At 26.6% G+C, this 15,652-nt stretch carries 10 protein-coding genes; 8 read left to right on the forward strand and 2 right to left on the reverse strand.

The annotated features are described in order from the left end of the window. Positions 1-22: 22 nt before the first annotated feature. Complete coding sequence (locus CNEONATNEC86_RS10695; protein WP_125149693.1) at positions 23-1,576, reverse strand: response regulator transcription factor; 1,554 nt, start codon at positions 1,574-1,576, stop codon at positions 23-25. Between the two features lie 283 nt (positions 1,577-1,859). Between CNEONATNEC86_RS10695 and lacZ the strand changes: the two genes are divergently transcribed. Both lacZ and CNEONATNEC86_RS10705 read left to right on the forward strand, forming a co-directional pair. Beyond that, on the forward strand, positions 1,860-4,883 hold the full coding sequence (gene lacZ / locus CNEONATNEC86_RS10700) for a beta-galactosidase, LacZ type (RefSeq protein WP_159135975.1): 3,024 nt from the start codon (positions 1,860-1,862) through the stop codon (positions 4,881-4,883). Between the two features lie 184 nt (positions 4,884-5,067). Further along, positions 5,068-5,829 carry a Tim44 domain-containing protein gene (locus CNEONATNEC86_RS10705; protein ID WP_159135976.1) on the forward strand — a complete coding sequence of 254 codons (762 nt, stop codon included), beginning with the start codon at positions 5,068-5,070 and terminating at the stop codon, positions 5,827-5,829. A gap of 122 nt (positions 5,830-5,951) precedes the next feature. Here the strand turns inward: CNEONATNEC86_RS10705 and fba are convergent, their stop codons facing one another. Continuing rightward, positions 5,952-6,818 carry a class II fructose-1,6-bisphosphate aldolase gene (gene fba, locus CNEONATNEC86_RS10710; RefSeq protein ID WP_058295315.1) on the reverse strand — a complete coding sequence of 289 codons (867 nt, stop codon included), beginning with the start codon at positions 6,816-6,818 and terminating at the stop codon, positions 5,952-5,954. A gap of 335 nt (positions 6,819-7,153) precedes the next feature. On the opposite strand from fba, the gene CNEONATNEC86_RS10715 reads away from it, so the two are divergent. The 6 genes from CNEONATNEC86_RS10715 (at position 7,154) to CNEONATNEC86_RS10740 (ending at position 15,572) form a co-directional block, all read left to right on the forward strand. After that, positions 7,154-7,717 carry a GNAT family N-acetyltransferase gene (locus tag CNEONATNEC86_RS10715; protein ID WP_058295314.1) on the forward strand — a complete coding sequence of 188 codons (564 nt, stop codon included), beginning with the start codon at positions 7,154-7,156 and terminating at the stop codon, positions 7,715-7,717. 27 nt (positions 7,718-7,744) lie between these two features. Continuing rightward, positions 7,745-8,509, forward strand: coding sequence for a tetratricopeptide repeat protein (locus CNEONATNEC86_RS10720; protein ID WP_125149690.1), 765 nt, complete (start codon positions 7,745-7,747; stop codon positions 8,507-8,509). A 526-nt stretch (positions 8,510-9,035) separates the two neighbouring features. Next, positions 9,036-10,967 carry an ABC-F family ATP-binding cassette domain-containing protein gene (locus CNEONATNEC86_RS10725; RefSeq protein ID WP_159135977.1) on the forward strand — a complete coding sequence of 644 codons (1,932 nt, stop codon included), beginning with the start codon at positions 9,036-9,038 and terminating at the stop codon, positions 10,965-10,967. A gap of 132 nt (positions 10,968-11,099) precedes the next feature. Then, complete coding sequence (locus tag CNEONATNEC86_RS10730; RefSeq protein WP_058295311.1) at positions 11,100-11,285, forward strand: hypothetical protein; 186 nt, start codon at positions 11,100-11,102, stop codon at positions 11,283-11,285. A 12-nt stretch (positions 11,286-11,297) separates the two neighbouring features. Beyond that, positions 11,298-14,546 carry a DEAD/DEAH box helicase gene (locus CNEONATNEC86_RS10735; protein WP_159135978.1) on the forward strand — a complete coding sequence of 1,083 codons (3,249 nt, stop codon included), beginning with the start codon at positions 11,298-11,300 and terminating at the stop codon, positions 14,544-14,546. A gap of 312 nt (positions 14,547-14,858) precedes the next feature. Beyond that, positions 14,859-15,572, forward strand: a complete 714-nt coding sequence (locus CNEONATNEC86_RS10740) for an MgtC/SapB family protein (protein WP_058295309.1) — start codon at positions 14,859-14,861, stop codon at positions 15,570-15,572. Positions 15,573-15,652 lie beyond the last annotated feature (80 nt).

The following is a 15,652-nucleotide window of genomic DNA, read 5'->3' on the forward strand; positions in this document are numbered from 1 at the left end:
ATCCTCTCTAAACACAAAATATCTATGGTACTACTTTAATGCTATCTTTTCTAAATTTACTTGGAGTAACACCAGTGAATTTTTTAAATACCTTGCAAAAATAACTATGGTCTGAATAACCAACCATGCTGCTTATATCTGATATAGGTATATCTGTCCTTAAAAAGTCACAGGCTTTTTCTATTCTTATTTTATTTAAAAATTCATTAAAACCTTCCTTATTGTGATTACTAAAATATGAAGAGAGGTAGTAATAATTGAAATTAAATATTTTTGAAACATCCAAAAGGGTTAGTTGTTCTGCAAAATGTTCATTAATATATTTTATTATTTTATTAATCATGTGAGAATTAAATCTATTTTGACATTCATAAATAATTTTTTTGAAATCGATTAATAAATTATTATAATTTATTAGTAAATCTTCAGCATATAGATCTTTATCGATAATGCTAAAACATTTATATTTTAAAGATTGCAGTTTCTCCAAATTATAATCTAGTGTTTCCAATGTAGAAATTATGTTATAAAAGCAATTTTGAATTAGGGCTTTTACTTCAAATTTACTAATGCTTTCTTTTAAAATACAATCATTAATATAAGAAGTAAGCATATCCAGGGCATCTTCAATTTCAAGTTTTGATGTTAATTCTGAAAAATGCTTAAAATTAAACTTTTCCATATTAGAAAAAGATTTAATTTCCGATGAAATAATATAAGATGAATTTTTTTTATAAAAGGCCTGTTCTGTAAGTTTTAAAAAATCGTTTTCAAATATATTTCTTAAGTCATGTAGGGATAAGAAAATTTTACTTAGCATAAATAAAGAATTTTCATATCTATCAAATAAAGAATTAGAAATTTTAATGAATGTATCTTTTAATTCATTGTAGTGATTACTATTAAAATTTACAATAAATACTATATTATCATAATCTATGCTTATATTTTTAATAATAAAATTTTTTGATTTTTCCTCATTTAAATCATGATATAAGGAATTCATTAAAGCTGATTTTGTTTTATAGTCATATCCAAGACCTTTTGTGCTTATGCCTAATAAACAAAATGAGTCATTAGTAAAAATATTGTTAAAGTAAGTAAGATCATCTAAGGATTCAAAGCCGATAAGTAATCTGCTTAACATATTTTTCTCTGTTAATGTAGCATTGTTAGTTGAAAGCTTAAAGTTTTCAAGTTTGCTTGCAGCTTTTTTTAAAGTATTTAAAAGTTCATCAATATTTAATGAAGGCTTTAATATATAATCGATGGCACCATAAGTAAAAGATGATTTTACATAATCAAAATCACTATAACTGCTAAGAACAATAATTTTTATACTTGGATAGTTAGATTGTAAAAATTTTATAAGTTCAACACCATCAACCTTAGGCATAACAACATCTGTAATTACTATATGCGGAAGTGTATTATTTATAAACTCAATAGCTTCTTGTCCATTAGAAGCTTGACCTATTATTTGAAATCCTTCTTTCTCCCAATCAATCATATGCGTTATACCTTGTCTCATAATTAGTTCATCATCAACTATTAGAATTTTGCAATATTCATTCAAGAATATTCACCCTTTCTATGTATATGGATAAAAAGAAAAAAATACTTTACTAAAATAATTAACAATATATAGTAATACTTTAGAATACGTATTCATAGACCAAAATAATAAATTTAAATTTATTATTCTAAAATATTATAATATAAAACAATATTTTTATCAAATTTTTATAAAAATATATAAATAAAATTTAGTAAAAATAAGTTGAAGTTTTACTAAAAATACTATAAGATTAGTGTAAAGGATTAAATAAAAATTTAAATGCAAGAAAGAAGGGAATTTTATGAAAATAAATGAACCAACATTAGATTGGTTAGAAGATCCAAAAGTATTTAGAATTAATAGAATTGATGCACATTCAGATCATTATTTTTATGAAGAAATGAATCATATAAAATTAGAAGATAACATGCCACTCAAGCAAAGTTTAAATGGTAAATGGAGATTTTCATATAGCGAAAATCCATCACTTAGAATTAGAGATTTTTACAAAGAAGATTTTGATGTAAGTGGATTTGATTATATTGATGTACCTGCACATATTCAGCTTCAAGGATATGACAAATGTCAATATATAAATACAATGTATCCATGGGATGGTCATGATGAATTAAGACCACCACACATTTCAAAAACATATAATCCTGTTGGAAGCTATGTGACATTTTTTGAGGTAAAAGAAGAATTAAAAAATAAGGATACATTCATATCTTTTCAAGGAGTTGAGACAGCATTTTATATATGGGTAAATGGAAAATTTGTTGGATATAGTGAAGATACATTTACGCCAAGTGAATTTGAAATTACTGAATATTTAAAAGAGGGAGAAAATAAACTTGCAGTAGAAGTTTATAAAAGAAGCAGTGCAAGTTGGATAGAAGATCAGGACTTTTTTAGATTTTCAGGAATATTTAGAGATGTGTATTTATATGCAGTTCCTAAAACACATATAAATGATATATTTATAAAAACAGATTTAGATGATGAATTTAAAAATGCAGTGTTAAAGACAGAAGTTAAAATAATTGGTAATTTAGAAGGAAGCATAAAAGCTTACTTAAAAGATGCAGATAATAATATAAAAGCTGAAACTCAGAAAATGGATATAGAAAATTTCTTAACTTTATCACTAGATGTTAAAGATATAAATCTCTGGAGTGCAGAAGATCCATATCTTTATAAGCTTTATATAGAAGTAAATGATATAGAAGATAATTTGATTGAAATAGTTCCAGAAAATATAGGGTTTAGGCATTTTGAGATGAAGGATAAAGTCATGTGTCTAAATGGAAAAAGAATTGTTTTTAAAGGTGTAAACAAACATGAGTTTAGTGCCAGACATGGACGTGCTATAACTAAAGAAGAAATACTTTTTGATATTAAATTTATGAAAAGGCATAATATTAATGCAGTCAGAACATCACACTATCCAAATCAAAGTCTTTGGTATAAATTATGCGATGAATATGGAATTTATCTAATAGATGAAGCCAATCTTGAAAGCCATGGATCATGGCAAAAGATGGGCCAATGTGAACCATCTTGGAATGTTCCAGGAAACTTGAAAGAATGGGAAGCATGTGTTCTTGACAGAGCAGAATCAATGCTTGAAAGAGATAAGAATCATCCTTCAGTATTAATATGGTCTTGTGGTAATGAAAGCTATGCAGGAGAAGATATATTTAAGATGTCTGAGTATTTTAGAAAAAAAGACTCTTCAAGACTGGTTCATTATGAAGGTGTGTTCTGGAATAGAGAATATGATAAAACAAGTGATATGGAAAGTAGAATGTATGCAAAAGTTAAGGATATTGAAGAATATTTAAATAATAATCCTAAAAAGCCATATATAAGCTGTGAATATATGCATTCTATGGGTAATTCAACTGGTGGAATGATGAAATATACGGAACTTGAAGATAAGTATCCTATGTATCAAGGTGGTTTTATATGGGATTATGGCGATCAAGCATTATATAGAAAAAAAGAAAATGGGGAAGAAGTATTAGGGTACGGAGGAGATTTTACTGACAGACCAACTGACTATAACTTTTCTGGAAATGGGCTTATATATGCAGATAGAACTGTATCTCCAAAAGCCCAAGAAGTAAAATATCTCTATCAAAATATAAAATTAAATGTAGATAAAAATGGTGTAAATATTAAAAATCAAAATTTATTTATTAATACAGATATTTATGATTTATACTATAAGATTGAAAAAGAAGAAAAAATAATTATGGAAGGTGTAACAAAGGTAAATGTTAAGCCATTAGAAGAAAAATATATAAAGCTTCCATTTATAGATATTAAGTCTTCAGGAGAATATGTGTATACTGTTTCTATTAGATTATCATGTAATACTATTTGGGAAGAAAAAGGATATGAGATAGCATTTGGACAGTATGTATTAAATAATGAAGAAAAAATAGAAAAGAGATTATCTAAATTTAAAGTAATTCATGGAGATGCTAATATAGGCATTTCAGGGAAAGATTTTAAAGTGATATTTTCAAAACAAGAAGGTGGAATTGTATCTTTAAGATACTCGGGTAAAGAGTTTATAACAAGGGTTCCAAAACCATATTATTATAGGGCTGCTACAGACAATGATAGAGGTAATAAATATGACTTCAGATGCTCACAATGGATGGCTGCAAGTGTAGGACAAAAGTATATAGATTTTAGTGTTGAAGAAAATGAAGATATGATAAAATTAAAATATATTTATGAACTGCCTACAATTCCAAAAACATTAGTTAACATAAATTATACAGTTGATGAAGATGGAGTAATAAAAATACATGTAAAATATAATGGAGTAGATGGACTTCCTGAACTTCCACTACTTGGTATGAATTTTAGACTTTTAAGTGAGTTTAACGTATTCACATACTATGGAATGGGACCAGAGGAAAATTATATAGATAGATGTGAAGGAGCAAAACTAGGAGTTTATACAAATACCCCAGAAAATAACTTGTCAAGGTATTTAGTACCACAGGAATGCGGCAATAGAACAAATACAAGATATGTAAAAATAAGAAATCATAAAGGAGAAGGATTAAAATTTACTTATGATAAAGTTCCATTTGAATTTAGTGTACTTAATTATAATTATATGGAACTTGAAAATGCACTTCATATAGAAGAGCTTCCAAAAGTAAACTATACAAATGTAAATATTATAGGAAAACAAATGGGAGTAGGTGGAGATGATAGCTGGGGCGCACCTGTTTTAGATGAATATCTAATAGATTCTAGCAAAGATTTAGAATATAAATTTAGTATTTCAAATATTAATTAAAGCTTTTTCATATTTACCCTAATAATATAAAATAAGCATTAGCAATTTCAATTTAGTAATTGTTGATGCTTTTTATATTATATACACAATAAAAAATACTAAATTTATAGACTGTATTTTTCATATTAGTTATAATAAAGTAAGGGTTGTCCTATGAGTCTAATAGAAATTAAGGAGAACATTTATGAAAAGATTAGTAAGATATTTTATTATATTTTCAATGATGATTATGATTATATTTCAAAGTTATACCATAGCATTTGCAAGATCAGGTGGTGGAGGATCTGGCGGTGGTGGTGGCGGAGGAGGTGGCGGTAGCCACAGTAGCAGTACCAATCATTCAGATAGAAGTACTGGGAAGTCAAATCCATTGGGTAATGTGATTTTTATTATTTTTGCCGGGGTTATATGGCAAAGAGAAAAAATTGTATGTAAAGTAAAAGTTGCAAGGAAAAGCATGGAAGCTAATAAATTAATAATATATCTTAGAAAGATTGATAATAATTATTCAAAGGATATACTTAATGATAGAGTAAAAGAAACTTATTTTAAAATGCAGGAAGCATGGACCAATAGAGATGTAGAAATATCTAAAGAATATATGAGTGATTCTATATATAATCTTCATAGTAACAAACTTGAATGGATGAAAGTAAGAAATGAGAGAAATGTATTAAGTAATATAAAACTTTTAGATTTTAAACCAGTATCAATAGAACATTATAAAGATAATTCTAAAGATATAGTATGGTTTTATATAAAGGGATCAATGATTGACTATATTATAAATGAAGAAAAAAATGAAGTTATTGAGGGAAATTTTAAAAGTAGCAGTTTTATTGAGTTTTGGAAATTTATAAAAAAAGATAATAAATGGGTAATAGATAAGATTTCTCAAAAAGATGAAGTTTATATAAGCGAATTTATTATCGTAAGTGAGGAGTAGAGCGTTTAAAATAAATGATGTTATTTCACTTAATCTTAGTAAGTAAATTATTTATTTTAGGATATGTTTAATAGAATGCATAAAAAGAGCTACAGATTGTAGCTCTTTTTTTATGAGTAGAATTAGTTAGCTTTGTTTATTGAACCGAATAATTCCATCTTTTCTTTAACTATAGTCTTTATTGCTTCGTAACCTGGAGCTAAAAGCTTTCTTGGGTCGAATCCTTTTCCTTCTAAGTCTTTTCCAGCTTCAATGTATTTTCTTGTAGCTTCTTGGAAGTATAATTGACATTCAGTATTAACGTTGATCTTTGATACTCCAAGTGATATAGCTTTCTTTATCATATCTTCAGGAATTCCAGTACCACCGTGTAATACTAATGGCATATTTCCGCAAGCTTTATTGATTTCTTCTAAAGCATCGAAAGCAAGACCTTGCCAGTTTGATGGATATTTTCCATGAATATTACCGATACCTGCAGCAAGCATTGTTACTCCTAAATCAGCAATTTGCTTACATTCTTGAGGATCTGCAACTTCACCTCTACCAATAACTCCGTCTTCTTCTCCACCGATAGATCCAACTTCAGCTTCTAAAGATAATCCTTTTTCTGAAGTTATTTTAACTAATTCTTTAGTTTTTTCTACATTTTCATCGATTGGATAATGAGATCCATCAAACATTATTGATGAGAATCCAGCATCCATAGCTTTGAAGCATCCTTCATAGCTACCGTGGTCTAAGTGAAGAGCAACTGGAACTGTGATGTTTAATTCTTCCATCATTCCGTTAACCATTCCAACTATAGTTTTGTAACCACACATATATTTTCCAGCACCTTCAGATACTCCTAAAATTACTGGTGAATTATTTTCTTGAGCTGTTAATAAAATAGCTTTTGTCCATTCTAAATTATTGATGTTGAATTGTCCAACAGCATATTTTCCATCTCTTGCTTTGTTTAACATTTCTTTAGCTGATACTAACATAAATGTAACCTCCATAATTAAATAAATTTTTTCTAAATAGTATAGAAATTGAATTTTCTAGGGACATAATATATATAATAATTTATCCCTAGAGATTATTATACTCTAAATTTGTGGATATGAAAACCATAAAATAAATAATTATGTCTAAATTACATAATATTTTTCATATATTTTCTACACTTTTATTATAAACTTATAAAAAAAAATTATGTAAATGATTTAAAAAGTTCATAGGTTATAATATAAAATTTTTATATTATATGAAATCATTGGTATAAAATTATTTATCATGTTATAATTTCATTGATTTTATAATTAAGGTTGGAGAGAAAATGATAAATCATAAGGGTACCGTAAGACTCGAAAGTGATAGGCTTATATTAAGGCAATTTCAATTAAGTGATGCTTATGGCATGTATAAAAATTGGGCATCTAACACTATAGTAACTAAAAATTTAACATGGAAGCCTCATACTAATATTGAAACAACAAAATTTATTATAAGAAATTGGATTCAAAATTATAAAAATATAGATTACTATAATTGGTGCATAGAAGAAAGAAATAGTAGTACAGTTATAGGAAGCATAAATTTGACCAATATTGACAATATAAACGAAAGCCTAGAAGTTGGATACTGTTTAAGCGACAAATTTTGGAACAAAGGCATTATGACTGAAAGCTTAACATTAGTTTTAGATTTTGTATTTAATCAAATGGAAATCAATAGAATTACTTCTAAATGTGCTATAAATAATATACCTTCAATGAGAGTTTTAAAAAAATGTGGATTTTTATATGAAGGTAATTTAAGGAGTGTTATAAAAGATAACAATAACAAATTTATAGATTGTAAATACTATTCTTTATTAAAGAAAGAATATAAAAATAGTTAATATAGTTAATGGTAAGGGGGATTTAATGTGAATTTTAAAAATAATGTCTTAAAAATAGATGTAGACTTAACAGAATGCAGTAATTATCAAGAACTAGCTGGAAGCTGGGTAATTTGGATGTTTATTTCAGGAATTATATTATCTATTAAGAATTTAGAGGGCGGAATTTTTTTAATGTTAGTATCAGTAGCTATATTTCTTTTATATAAAAAAAGTCCTAAAAATACTTCAGCTACTTATTTTAATATGGCATTAGATAGTATTGGAAAAAATGAGATGAATAAAGCTAAAGAAGAACTAAATAATGCTATAAAATTAAATTCAGAAAACAGACAAGCATATATTTTGTTATCATCTATATATTATAAAGAAAAGGATTATATAAATACTGTAAAAAACTTAGAAGACAGCAAAGTATTAACCACAGAAGGAAGTAAATATAATTATTTAGTTGGAAGCTGTTATTATATGCTTAATAAATATAAAGAAGCAATTAAATATTTAAATTTAGTTAGATATGATGACAACGATCCTATGAAACATGTAAAAAACATATTACTTGGAAAAGCGTATTGTTTTAATAAGGATTATAAACAAGCTATAAAACTTTTAAAAAGAGAAAAAGATACTTCAGATGAGTTAAAAGGAGATCTATTAGAATTTGATTATCTTCTAGGAATTGCATATTTGAATTTAAATGACAAGAATAAAGCATATGAGCATTTTAAGATAGTTTATGATAAAAATAAAGAATACAATGATGTAGAAGAAAAGATGATGCTGGTTAAATAAATAGTATATTAATTGGATAAGTTGTATCAGAATTTTAATAATAATTTTGATACAGCTTTTTTATTGAATATAAAGATATAAAAAGTTAAACATCGAAAAGATAATAAATAGTGAAGAAGTAATAATGAAAAAAGCCACAAAGATGTTAAGATTATTATAATTAAATAGAGAGGAAGCTTTAATTTTTAGTTACTAAATTCTTAATTAAATAAACGTAGTAAGAGCTACCTTATTTTGAGAAATTTAAAGAATAAAGAATGTAAGAAAATCGTTATATTTAAGAAAATTAGTAGAAATAATAAATATTATGTAAACTAAACTATACAAAAAGCAAAATACAACAAAAGTTCTAAACTCAAAAATAGGGCTTTCAGCGATTAAGGTAATCATTTATAAATGAATTTTATTGGATTTTAAACAGTTTTTTAATATTACTTTTAAAAAGACTAAACTCAATTTTTATGCAAGATATATTAAATTATGATACAATAAAGCTTATATAGGATTCTTAAAGGAGCATGAATAAATGAACATAATAACATTAGAAAATATAAGTAAGAATTATAGTGAAAAAGTATTATTAAAAGATGTATCTCTTGGGATAAATGATGGAGATAAGATTGGATTAATCGGTATAAATGGAGCAGGTAAATCTACATTTTTAAAAATAATAGGTGGAAAAGATGAATTCTTTGATGGAAGTATATCAAAGGGCAAAAATATGAGAATTGAATATTTAGATCAAAATCCACCTTTTGACCAAGATGCAACTGTTCTTGAACAGGTATTTAAAGGTGAAACAAAAGAAATGATAACACTTAGAGAATATGAGGAAACTATTGAAAGAATAGAAAATTCTAATGGAGATGACTTTGATAATTTAAATGATAAATTACTAAAACTGCAAGAGCAAATAGACAGTTTAAATCTTTGGGATTTAGAAAGTAGTGCTAAGACTATTTTAACTAAGCTTGGAGTAAAAAATTACAATGAGAGAGTAGGTAATTTATCAGGTGGACAAAAAAAGAGAATTGCACTTGCATGTGCATTAATAACTCCATGTGATCTTTTAATTTTAGATGAGCCTACAAACCATTTGGATGCAGATTCTATTGAATGGCTTGAAGAATATTTAAATGGAAGAAAAGGTGCCCTTCTTATGATTACACATGATAGGTATTTTTTAGATAGAGTAACAAATAGAATCATTGAACTTGATCGTGGTAATCTTTATTCATATCCTGGAAATTATACAGATTTTCTAGAGAAAAAGATGGAAAGAATAGAAATAGAAAATTTACAGGAAGAAAAAAGAAATGCTTTAATAAGAAATGAACTTAAATGGGTTAGACGTGGTGCTAAAGCAAGAACAACAAAGCAAAAAGCAAGACTTCAAAGATTTGATGAACTTGTAAATACTGAGAGTATAAAAAGACAAGACGATGTAGAAATGTCTTTTGTAGGAACAAGACTTGGTAAAAAGATAGTTGAACTTTCTAATATATCTAAATCATTCGATGATAAAGTTATAATTAAAGATTTTAGTTACATATTTTTAAGAGATGACAGAATAGGAATTGTTGGTGAAAATGGTGTAGGTAAAACAACTTTAGTTAATATTCTTCGTGGAAAGCTTAAGCAGGATAACGGAACTATTCATATTGGAGATACAGTTAAGATTGCATGCTTTGCCCAAGACAACGAAAATATGGATCCTAAAATGAGAGTAATCGACTATGTCAAAGAAGGTGGAGAATATATTCCAGTAGAAGATGGAACTAAGATTACCGCTTCAACAATGTGTGAGAGATTTTTATTTGATGGTACTATGCAGTATACACCAATTGAAAAATTATCAGGTGGTGAAAGAAGAAGATTGCACCTTCTTAGAGTATTAATGGAATCACCAAACTTTTTAATTTTAGATGAACCTACAAATGATTTAGATATAGAAACATTACAGATTTTAGAAGATTTTTTAGATAAATTTATAGGAATAGTAGTTGTTGTATCACATGATAGATATTTTTTAGATAGAATATGTAATAAGATTTTTTCTTATGAAGGGAATGGACTTATTAAAGAATATCACGGCAATTATAGTGATTTTCTTATATATAAAGAAATAGAAAAATCAGATGTTGAAAATAACAATGCAATCATAAAAGAAGAAAAAGATGATAAAACAAAAAATGTAAAAGAAAAGACAAAAGAAACTAAACCTAAATTTACTTTTAAAGAACAAAAAGAATATGAAGTAATTGATGACGAGATAGCTGAACTTGAAGAGAATCTTGAAAAAATTGAAAATGAGATGAGCAAAAACGCTTCAAACTATGGAAGGCTTAATGAGCTTATGAAAGAAAAAGAAGAACTTGAAGGAAAGCTTGAATTTAAGTATGAGAGATGGGAATATTTAAATGAAATAGCTGAAGCTATAAAGAATTATTCAAAATAAATTAATTAGTATACTTATATAATAAATATTATTTAATATCAGATTTAATATCAGCAAAACTTTTATTAAATGGTTGAATGTGATGTTATATTAAAGAAAAGATTTATTATATATACAAAAGGGAGTATCATAATGGAATTACATATTTTTTTAAAAGGTAAGATGGAGCCTATGATTTTTAGTGGTGATAGAATTGACGTTCTAGATATAGAAATGAAAGGCATTAAATATAAGCAGATAAGATATTTTAGAAAAGGCTTTTCTAAATCACAATATATTGATAGCAAACTTATAACTAGAATGAAGTCAGTTGAATAAAAGGGTGATATTTTGATAAAACAGATTTTACTTGAAGAATTTAATAAGCACATTACAAATCTTATGAAAACTAAAGGAGAAAGAGTTTTAAAAAATGATCTTATTAAAGATATAAATATAAATGTAGAAGACGATTCTATTAATATAAAATCATATGTTGTTTCTGAAAGCCTTTATAGTGAGTATTCATGCAATTTAGAAATTGATAATATAACTAGAGAACTTATTGGAACTCACTGTAGTTGTGCAGATTTTGAAAAAAATGAATTTAGGAAAGATAATTATTGCTGTAAACATATTACAGCAACCTTTTACTCTTTCTTAAAAAGTATAGATAATGATTCTGAACTAAGAAAAAAACTTTCTAAATCTTTAGAAAATAAATCAGAAAATAGTACATCTAGGGATAGCAGCTTAAGTTTATTATCTCTTTTAATAGATGATAAAGAGAAGGATTTACTTAAATTTGATATTATAATAAATAAAAATAATTGGTCATCAAAACTACAAGCAGAATTTAAAGTTGGGATTAGAAAGAAAAGTAGTAAGATGTATATAATTAGGGACATTAATCAATTTTTACTTTGTAGTTACAATAATGTTCCTATAAAATATGGAAAAGATTTTGAGTTTGATTTAAGAAGGCAAAGATTATCATTAGAAGATAAAAGATTGTTTAAATTTATGAATAATATCCGATCTATTGCTGAAAATGATAGAAGTTTTAGAAGATCACAAGATAAACTTATAGATGGAAAAATAATAACAATTCCAGATTATATGGTAAAAGAGTTTTTAAGAATAATTAAAAAAAATAGAGTTTATTTAGGGGATGGATTTTTTTATAGAGTACTTGAAAGTGAGATATTAGAAGAAGATATACCTATTCCTTTGAGTTTAGATACTAAAAAAGATAGTGTAACTTTGGAAGCTAATAATGGAATGCCTGAAGCTTTAACAAAAGATGAAGATGTATTTTTATATGGAACTTCAATCTATATACCATCATTAGAACAATGTGAAAGGCTTGAGCCCTACTTAAAGATTTTTGGTGCAACTTCAAAAATTAGTTTTCCTAAAGATAAGGAAACTAAAATATTAACGGATTTAATACCATCCATTCAAAAAGTGACTGATGGTTTAATATTATCAAAAAGTATAAAAAATAAGGTTGTAATATCAAAGCCTAAGTTTAACTTTTATTTTGATAAAGATAAGGAAATATCTTTAATATTTAAAGTTTCATACGCTGGCCACGAATTTAATTACTTTGAAGAATATAAAGATAAGGTAATATATAGGGATACTGCATCTGAAAGTGAAGTATTTGGTCTTATAAGAAGACTACATTTCCAAGAAGTAGATAATAAATTTTACTTTATAGGTGATGATGGGGAAGGCTTTAGATTTTTTAAGTATGATATAGAAAAGCTTCAAAGTTATGGAGAAGTATATTATTCAGAAAGGTTTAAGGGGTTAAAGAAATTAACTAAGTCACAATTTAAAGGTGAAGTTAGAAAAGGAAAATATGACTACTTTGAATTTGAATTTAATCTTGGGGATTTGGGAGAGGAAGAAATAACTAAGATTTTAAGAAGTTTTAGAGATAATGTTAAGTATTATAAGCTTGAAAATGGAGAATTTTTAGATTTAGAAGAAATGAACATTAAAGAAGCATTAACTCTTATTGATAATTTAATAGAAGAAGAAATATTAAATAAAAATGTAATAGAAATACCTTTAAATAAAGCTGTATATTTAGAAGACTATTTAGAAGATAAAAAAATGCGCTATATAAAGGGGCGTAAAGAAATTAAGGAGCTTAAGAAGAAGCTTACAAATATTGAAGGCAAAATATTTGAAGTTCCAAATGATTTAAATGCAAGCTTAAGAGAATATCAAATAAGTGGTTATAATTGGTTTAAAACACTAGATTATTTAGGTTTTGGTGGAATACTTGGTGATGAAATGGGCCTTGGTAAAACACTTCAAACCATAACATTGTTATTATCAAACAAAGGAAGCAAAAGTTTAATTATTGCACCTACATCTCTTATATATAACTGGAATAATGAATTCAAAAAATTTGCACCTAATATGAAAATTGCAATAGCAAACGGCAGCAAAGAAGAGAGAGAAAAACTCCTTAAAGAGTATAAAGAATACGATGTTATTATAACTACATATAATCTTTTAAGACGTGATATAGATATTTATACTATGGAATTTGATTATTGTATCTTAGATGAAGCACAGAATATAAAAAATTCATCATCTCAAAATGCAAAGGCTGTGAAGACTATTAATGCTAAAAGAAGATTTGCATTAACTGGTACTCCAATAGAGAATTCCCTTATGGAGCTTTGGTCAATTTTCGATTTTATAATGCCAAATTATCTTTATGATGAAAAGCGTTTTACTTATAGATATTTTAGAAGACTTGAAGAAGGTCCAGAAATTATTCAAGAATTAAATAGACTTATTAAGCCGTTTATACTTAGAAGGTATAAGAAAAATGTAATTAAAGAATTACCTGATAAGATTGAAAAAAGATTATATGTTCCACTTAGTGATGAGCAGACAAAAGTATATGAAGCTTATTCAAAATACGTAAAAGATATAATTGCTAAAAAGGTAGAAGACTTAGAATTTACTAGTAGTAAAATCGAAATTTTATCTTATATAACAAAACTTCGTCAGTTATGCTTAGATCCGTCTGTGGTAATGGAGGAGTATAATTGGGATAGTGGGAAAATAGATTCACTTATGGAGCTACTTGAGCAAAGTGTATGTGAAAATCATAAAGTACTAGTATTTTCTCAGTTTACTTCTGTGCTTAAAAATATAGGTAAAACGTTAGAAAAAAATAATTTTAGATATTCATATTTAGATGGATCTATACCATCAATTGATAGAATGAAGATGGTTGAAGAATTTAATAATGGAGAAAATAGTGTTTTTCTAATTTCATTAAAAGCTGGTGGGACAGGGTTAAATTTAACAAGTGCAGACATTGTAATACATTTTGATCCTTGGTGGAATCCAGCTGTAGAGGATCAAGCAACAGACAGAGCACATAGAATTGGACAGAAAAATGTTGTAGAAGTTATTAAGCTTATTGCTAAAGGAACAATAGAGGAAAAAATAGTTGATCTTCAAGATACTAAGAGAGAACTTATTTCTAAAATTTTAGGTGATGATTTAAGTGCAGATAATATTAATACGTTATCTGAGGAGGATATTTTATCACTATTTAATTAAGTATTATAAGTCTATAACTTAAAATATAAAAGTTATAGACTTATATATTTTAATGAATGCTGTTTTAACTAGTATTTTATGATATAATCTATTTCATATTTATTAGTTAACATGACTATTTATTATTTAATTTTATATGTACCATAATACTCTAATCATATTTTCAAATACGAGGAATTTGTAAAAAAATTAATATCTTAAAGATAATAACAATTAGTATTAGTATTTAATAATAGAACTTAATTTTAATAGTTGAATATTTTATTAACAAAAGAGTTATTTTGAACATTATACAAAGGACGTGATTTTATAATGCAGAATATACAAAACTACTTTGAAGAACTTACATTATACTTAAGAGAAATAAATACTATTTCTATAATTATAAGACTTACTCTTGCAACAATTTGTGGAGGAATTCTTGGTGCTGAAAGAGGAAGAAAGAAAAGACCAGCAGGATTTAGAACACATATACTTGTATGTATTGGTGCAGCTATGATAATGATAACAAGTCAGTACATGAGTGATATACTTGGGATGACTGGCGATGCAAGCAGAATGGGAGCTCAGGTCATAAGTGGAATTGGTTTTTTAGGTGCTGGTACAATTATGGTTGTAGGAAAAAATGAAGTAAAAGGACTTACTACTGCTGCGGGCCTTTGGGCTTGTGCTTGTATGGGACTAGCTGTTGGAATAGGTTTTTATGAAGGTGCAATACTTTCTTGTATTTTTTTATATGCAGTTGTTACTGTACTCCACAGATGGGATGTTCATTCTAGAATGCATACAAGGGTATTAGATATATACGTTGAACTTGAGGAAGTAGTAGGAATAGCAAACTTTATGAAAGTTGTAAAGTCTGATGGAACTAAAATAACAAATGTAGAAGTAAGAAAGTTAGATAAATTAGACAGCCATACTATAGCCTTTTCTATGACACTTACTCTTGCTGAAAAAAGAGACCATAATGAATATATGATGCAGCTTAATAATATAGATGGTGTATGCTGTCTCAAAGAAGATTAAAAATAAAAATTGTATTGTTAATTTTATAACAAGATGATAAAATAAGTCTGGGTAGTATCAAGATAGAACTACACCAGACT

The organism is Clostridium neonatale (assembly GCF_900465025.1).
GTDB classification, from domain to species: Bacteria; Bacillota; Clostridia; order Clostridiales; family Clostridiaceae; genus Clostridium; species Clostridium neonatale.

Bases quoted from the DNA above. Each gene is read 5' to 3' on its own strand.
- lacZ (WP_159135975.1), top strand. From the start codon at position 1,860: ATGAAAATAAATGAACCAACATTAGATTGGTTAGAAGATCCAAAAGTA.
- CNEONATNEC86_RS10705 (WP_159135976.1), top strand. From the start codon at position 5,068: ATGAAAAGATTAGTAAGATATTTTATTATATTTTCAATGATGATTATG.
- fba (WP_058295315.1), bottom strand. From the start codon at position 6,818: ATGTTAGTATCAGCTAAAGAAATGTTAAACAAAGCAAGAGATGGAAAA.
- CNEONATNEC86_RS10715 (WP_058295314.1), top strand. From the start codon at position 7,154: ATGATAAATCATAAGGGTACCGTAAGACTCGAAAGTGATAGGCTTATA.
- CNEONATNEC86_RS10725 (WP_159135977.1), top strand. From the start codon at position 9,036: ATGAACATAATAACATTAGAAAATATAAGTAAGAATTATAGTGAAAAA.
- CNEONATNEC86_RS10730 (WP_058295311.1), top strand. From the start codon at position 11,100: ATGGAATTACATATTTTTTTAAAAGGTAAGATGGAGCCTATGATTTTT.
- CNEONATNEC86_RS10740 (WP_058295309.1), top strand. From the start codon at position 14,859: ATGCAGAATATACAAAACTACTTTGAAGAACTTACATTATACTTAAGA.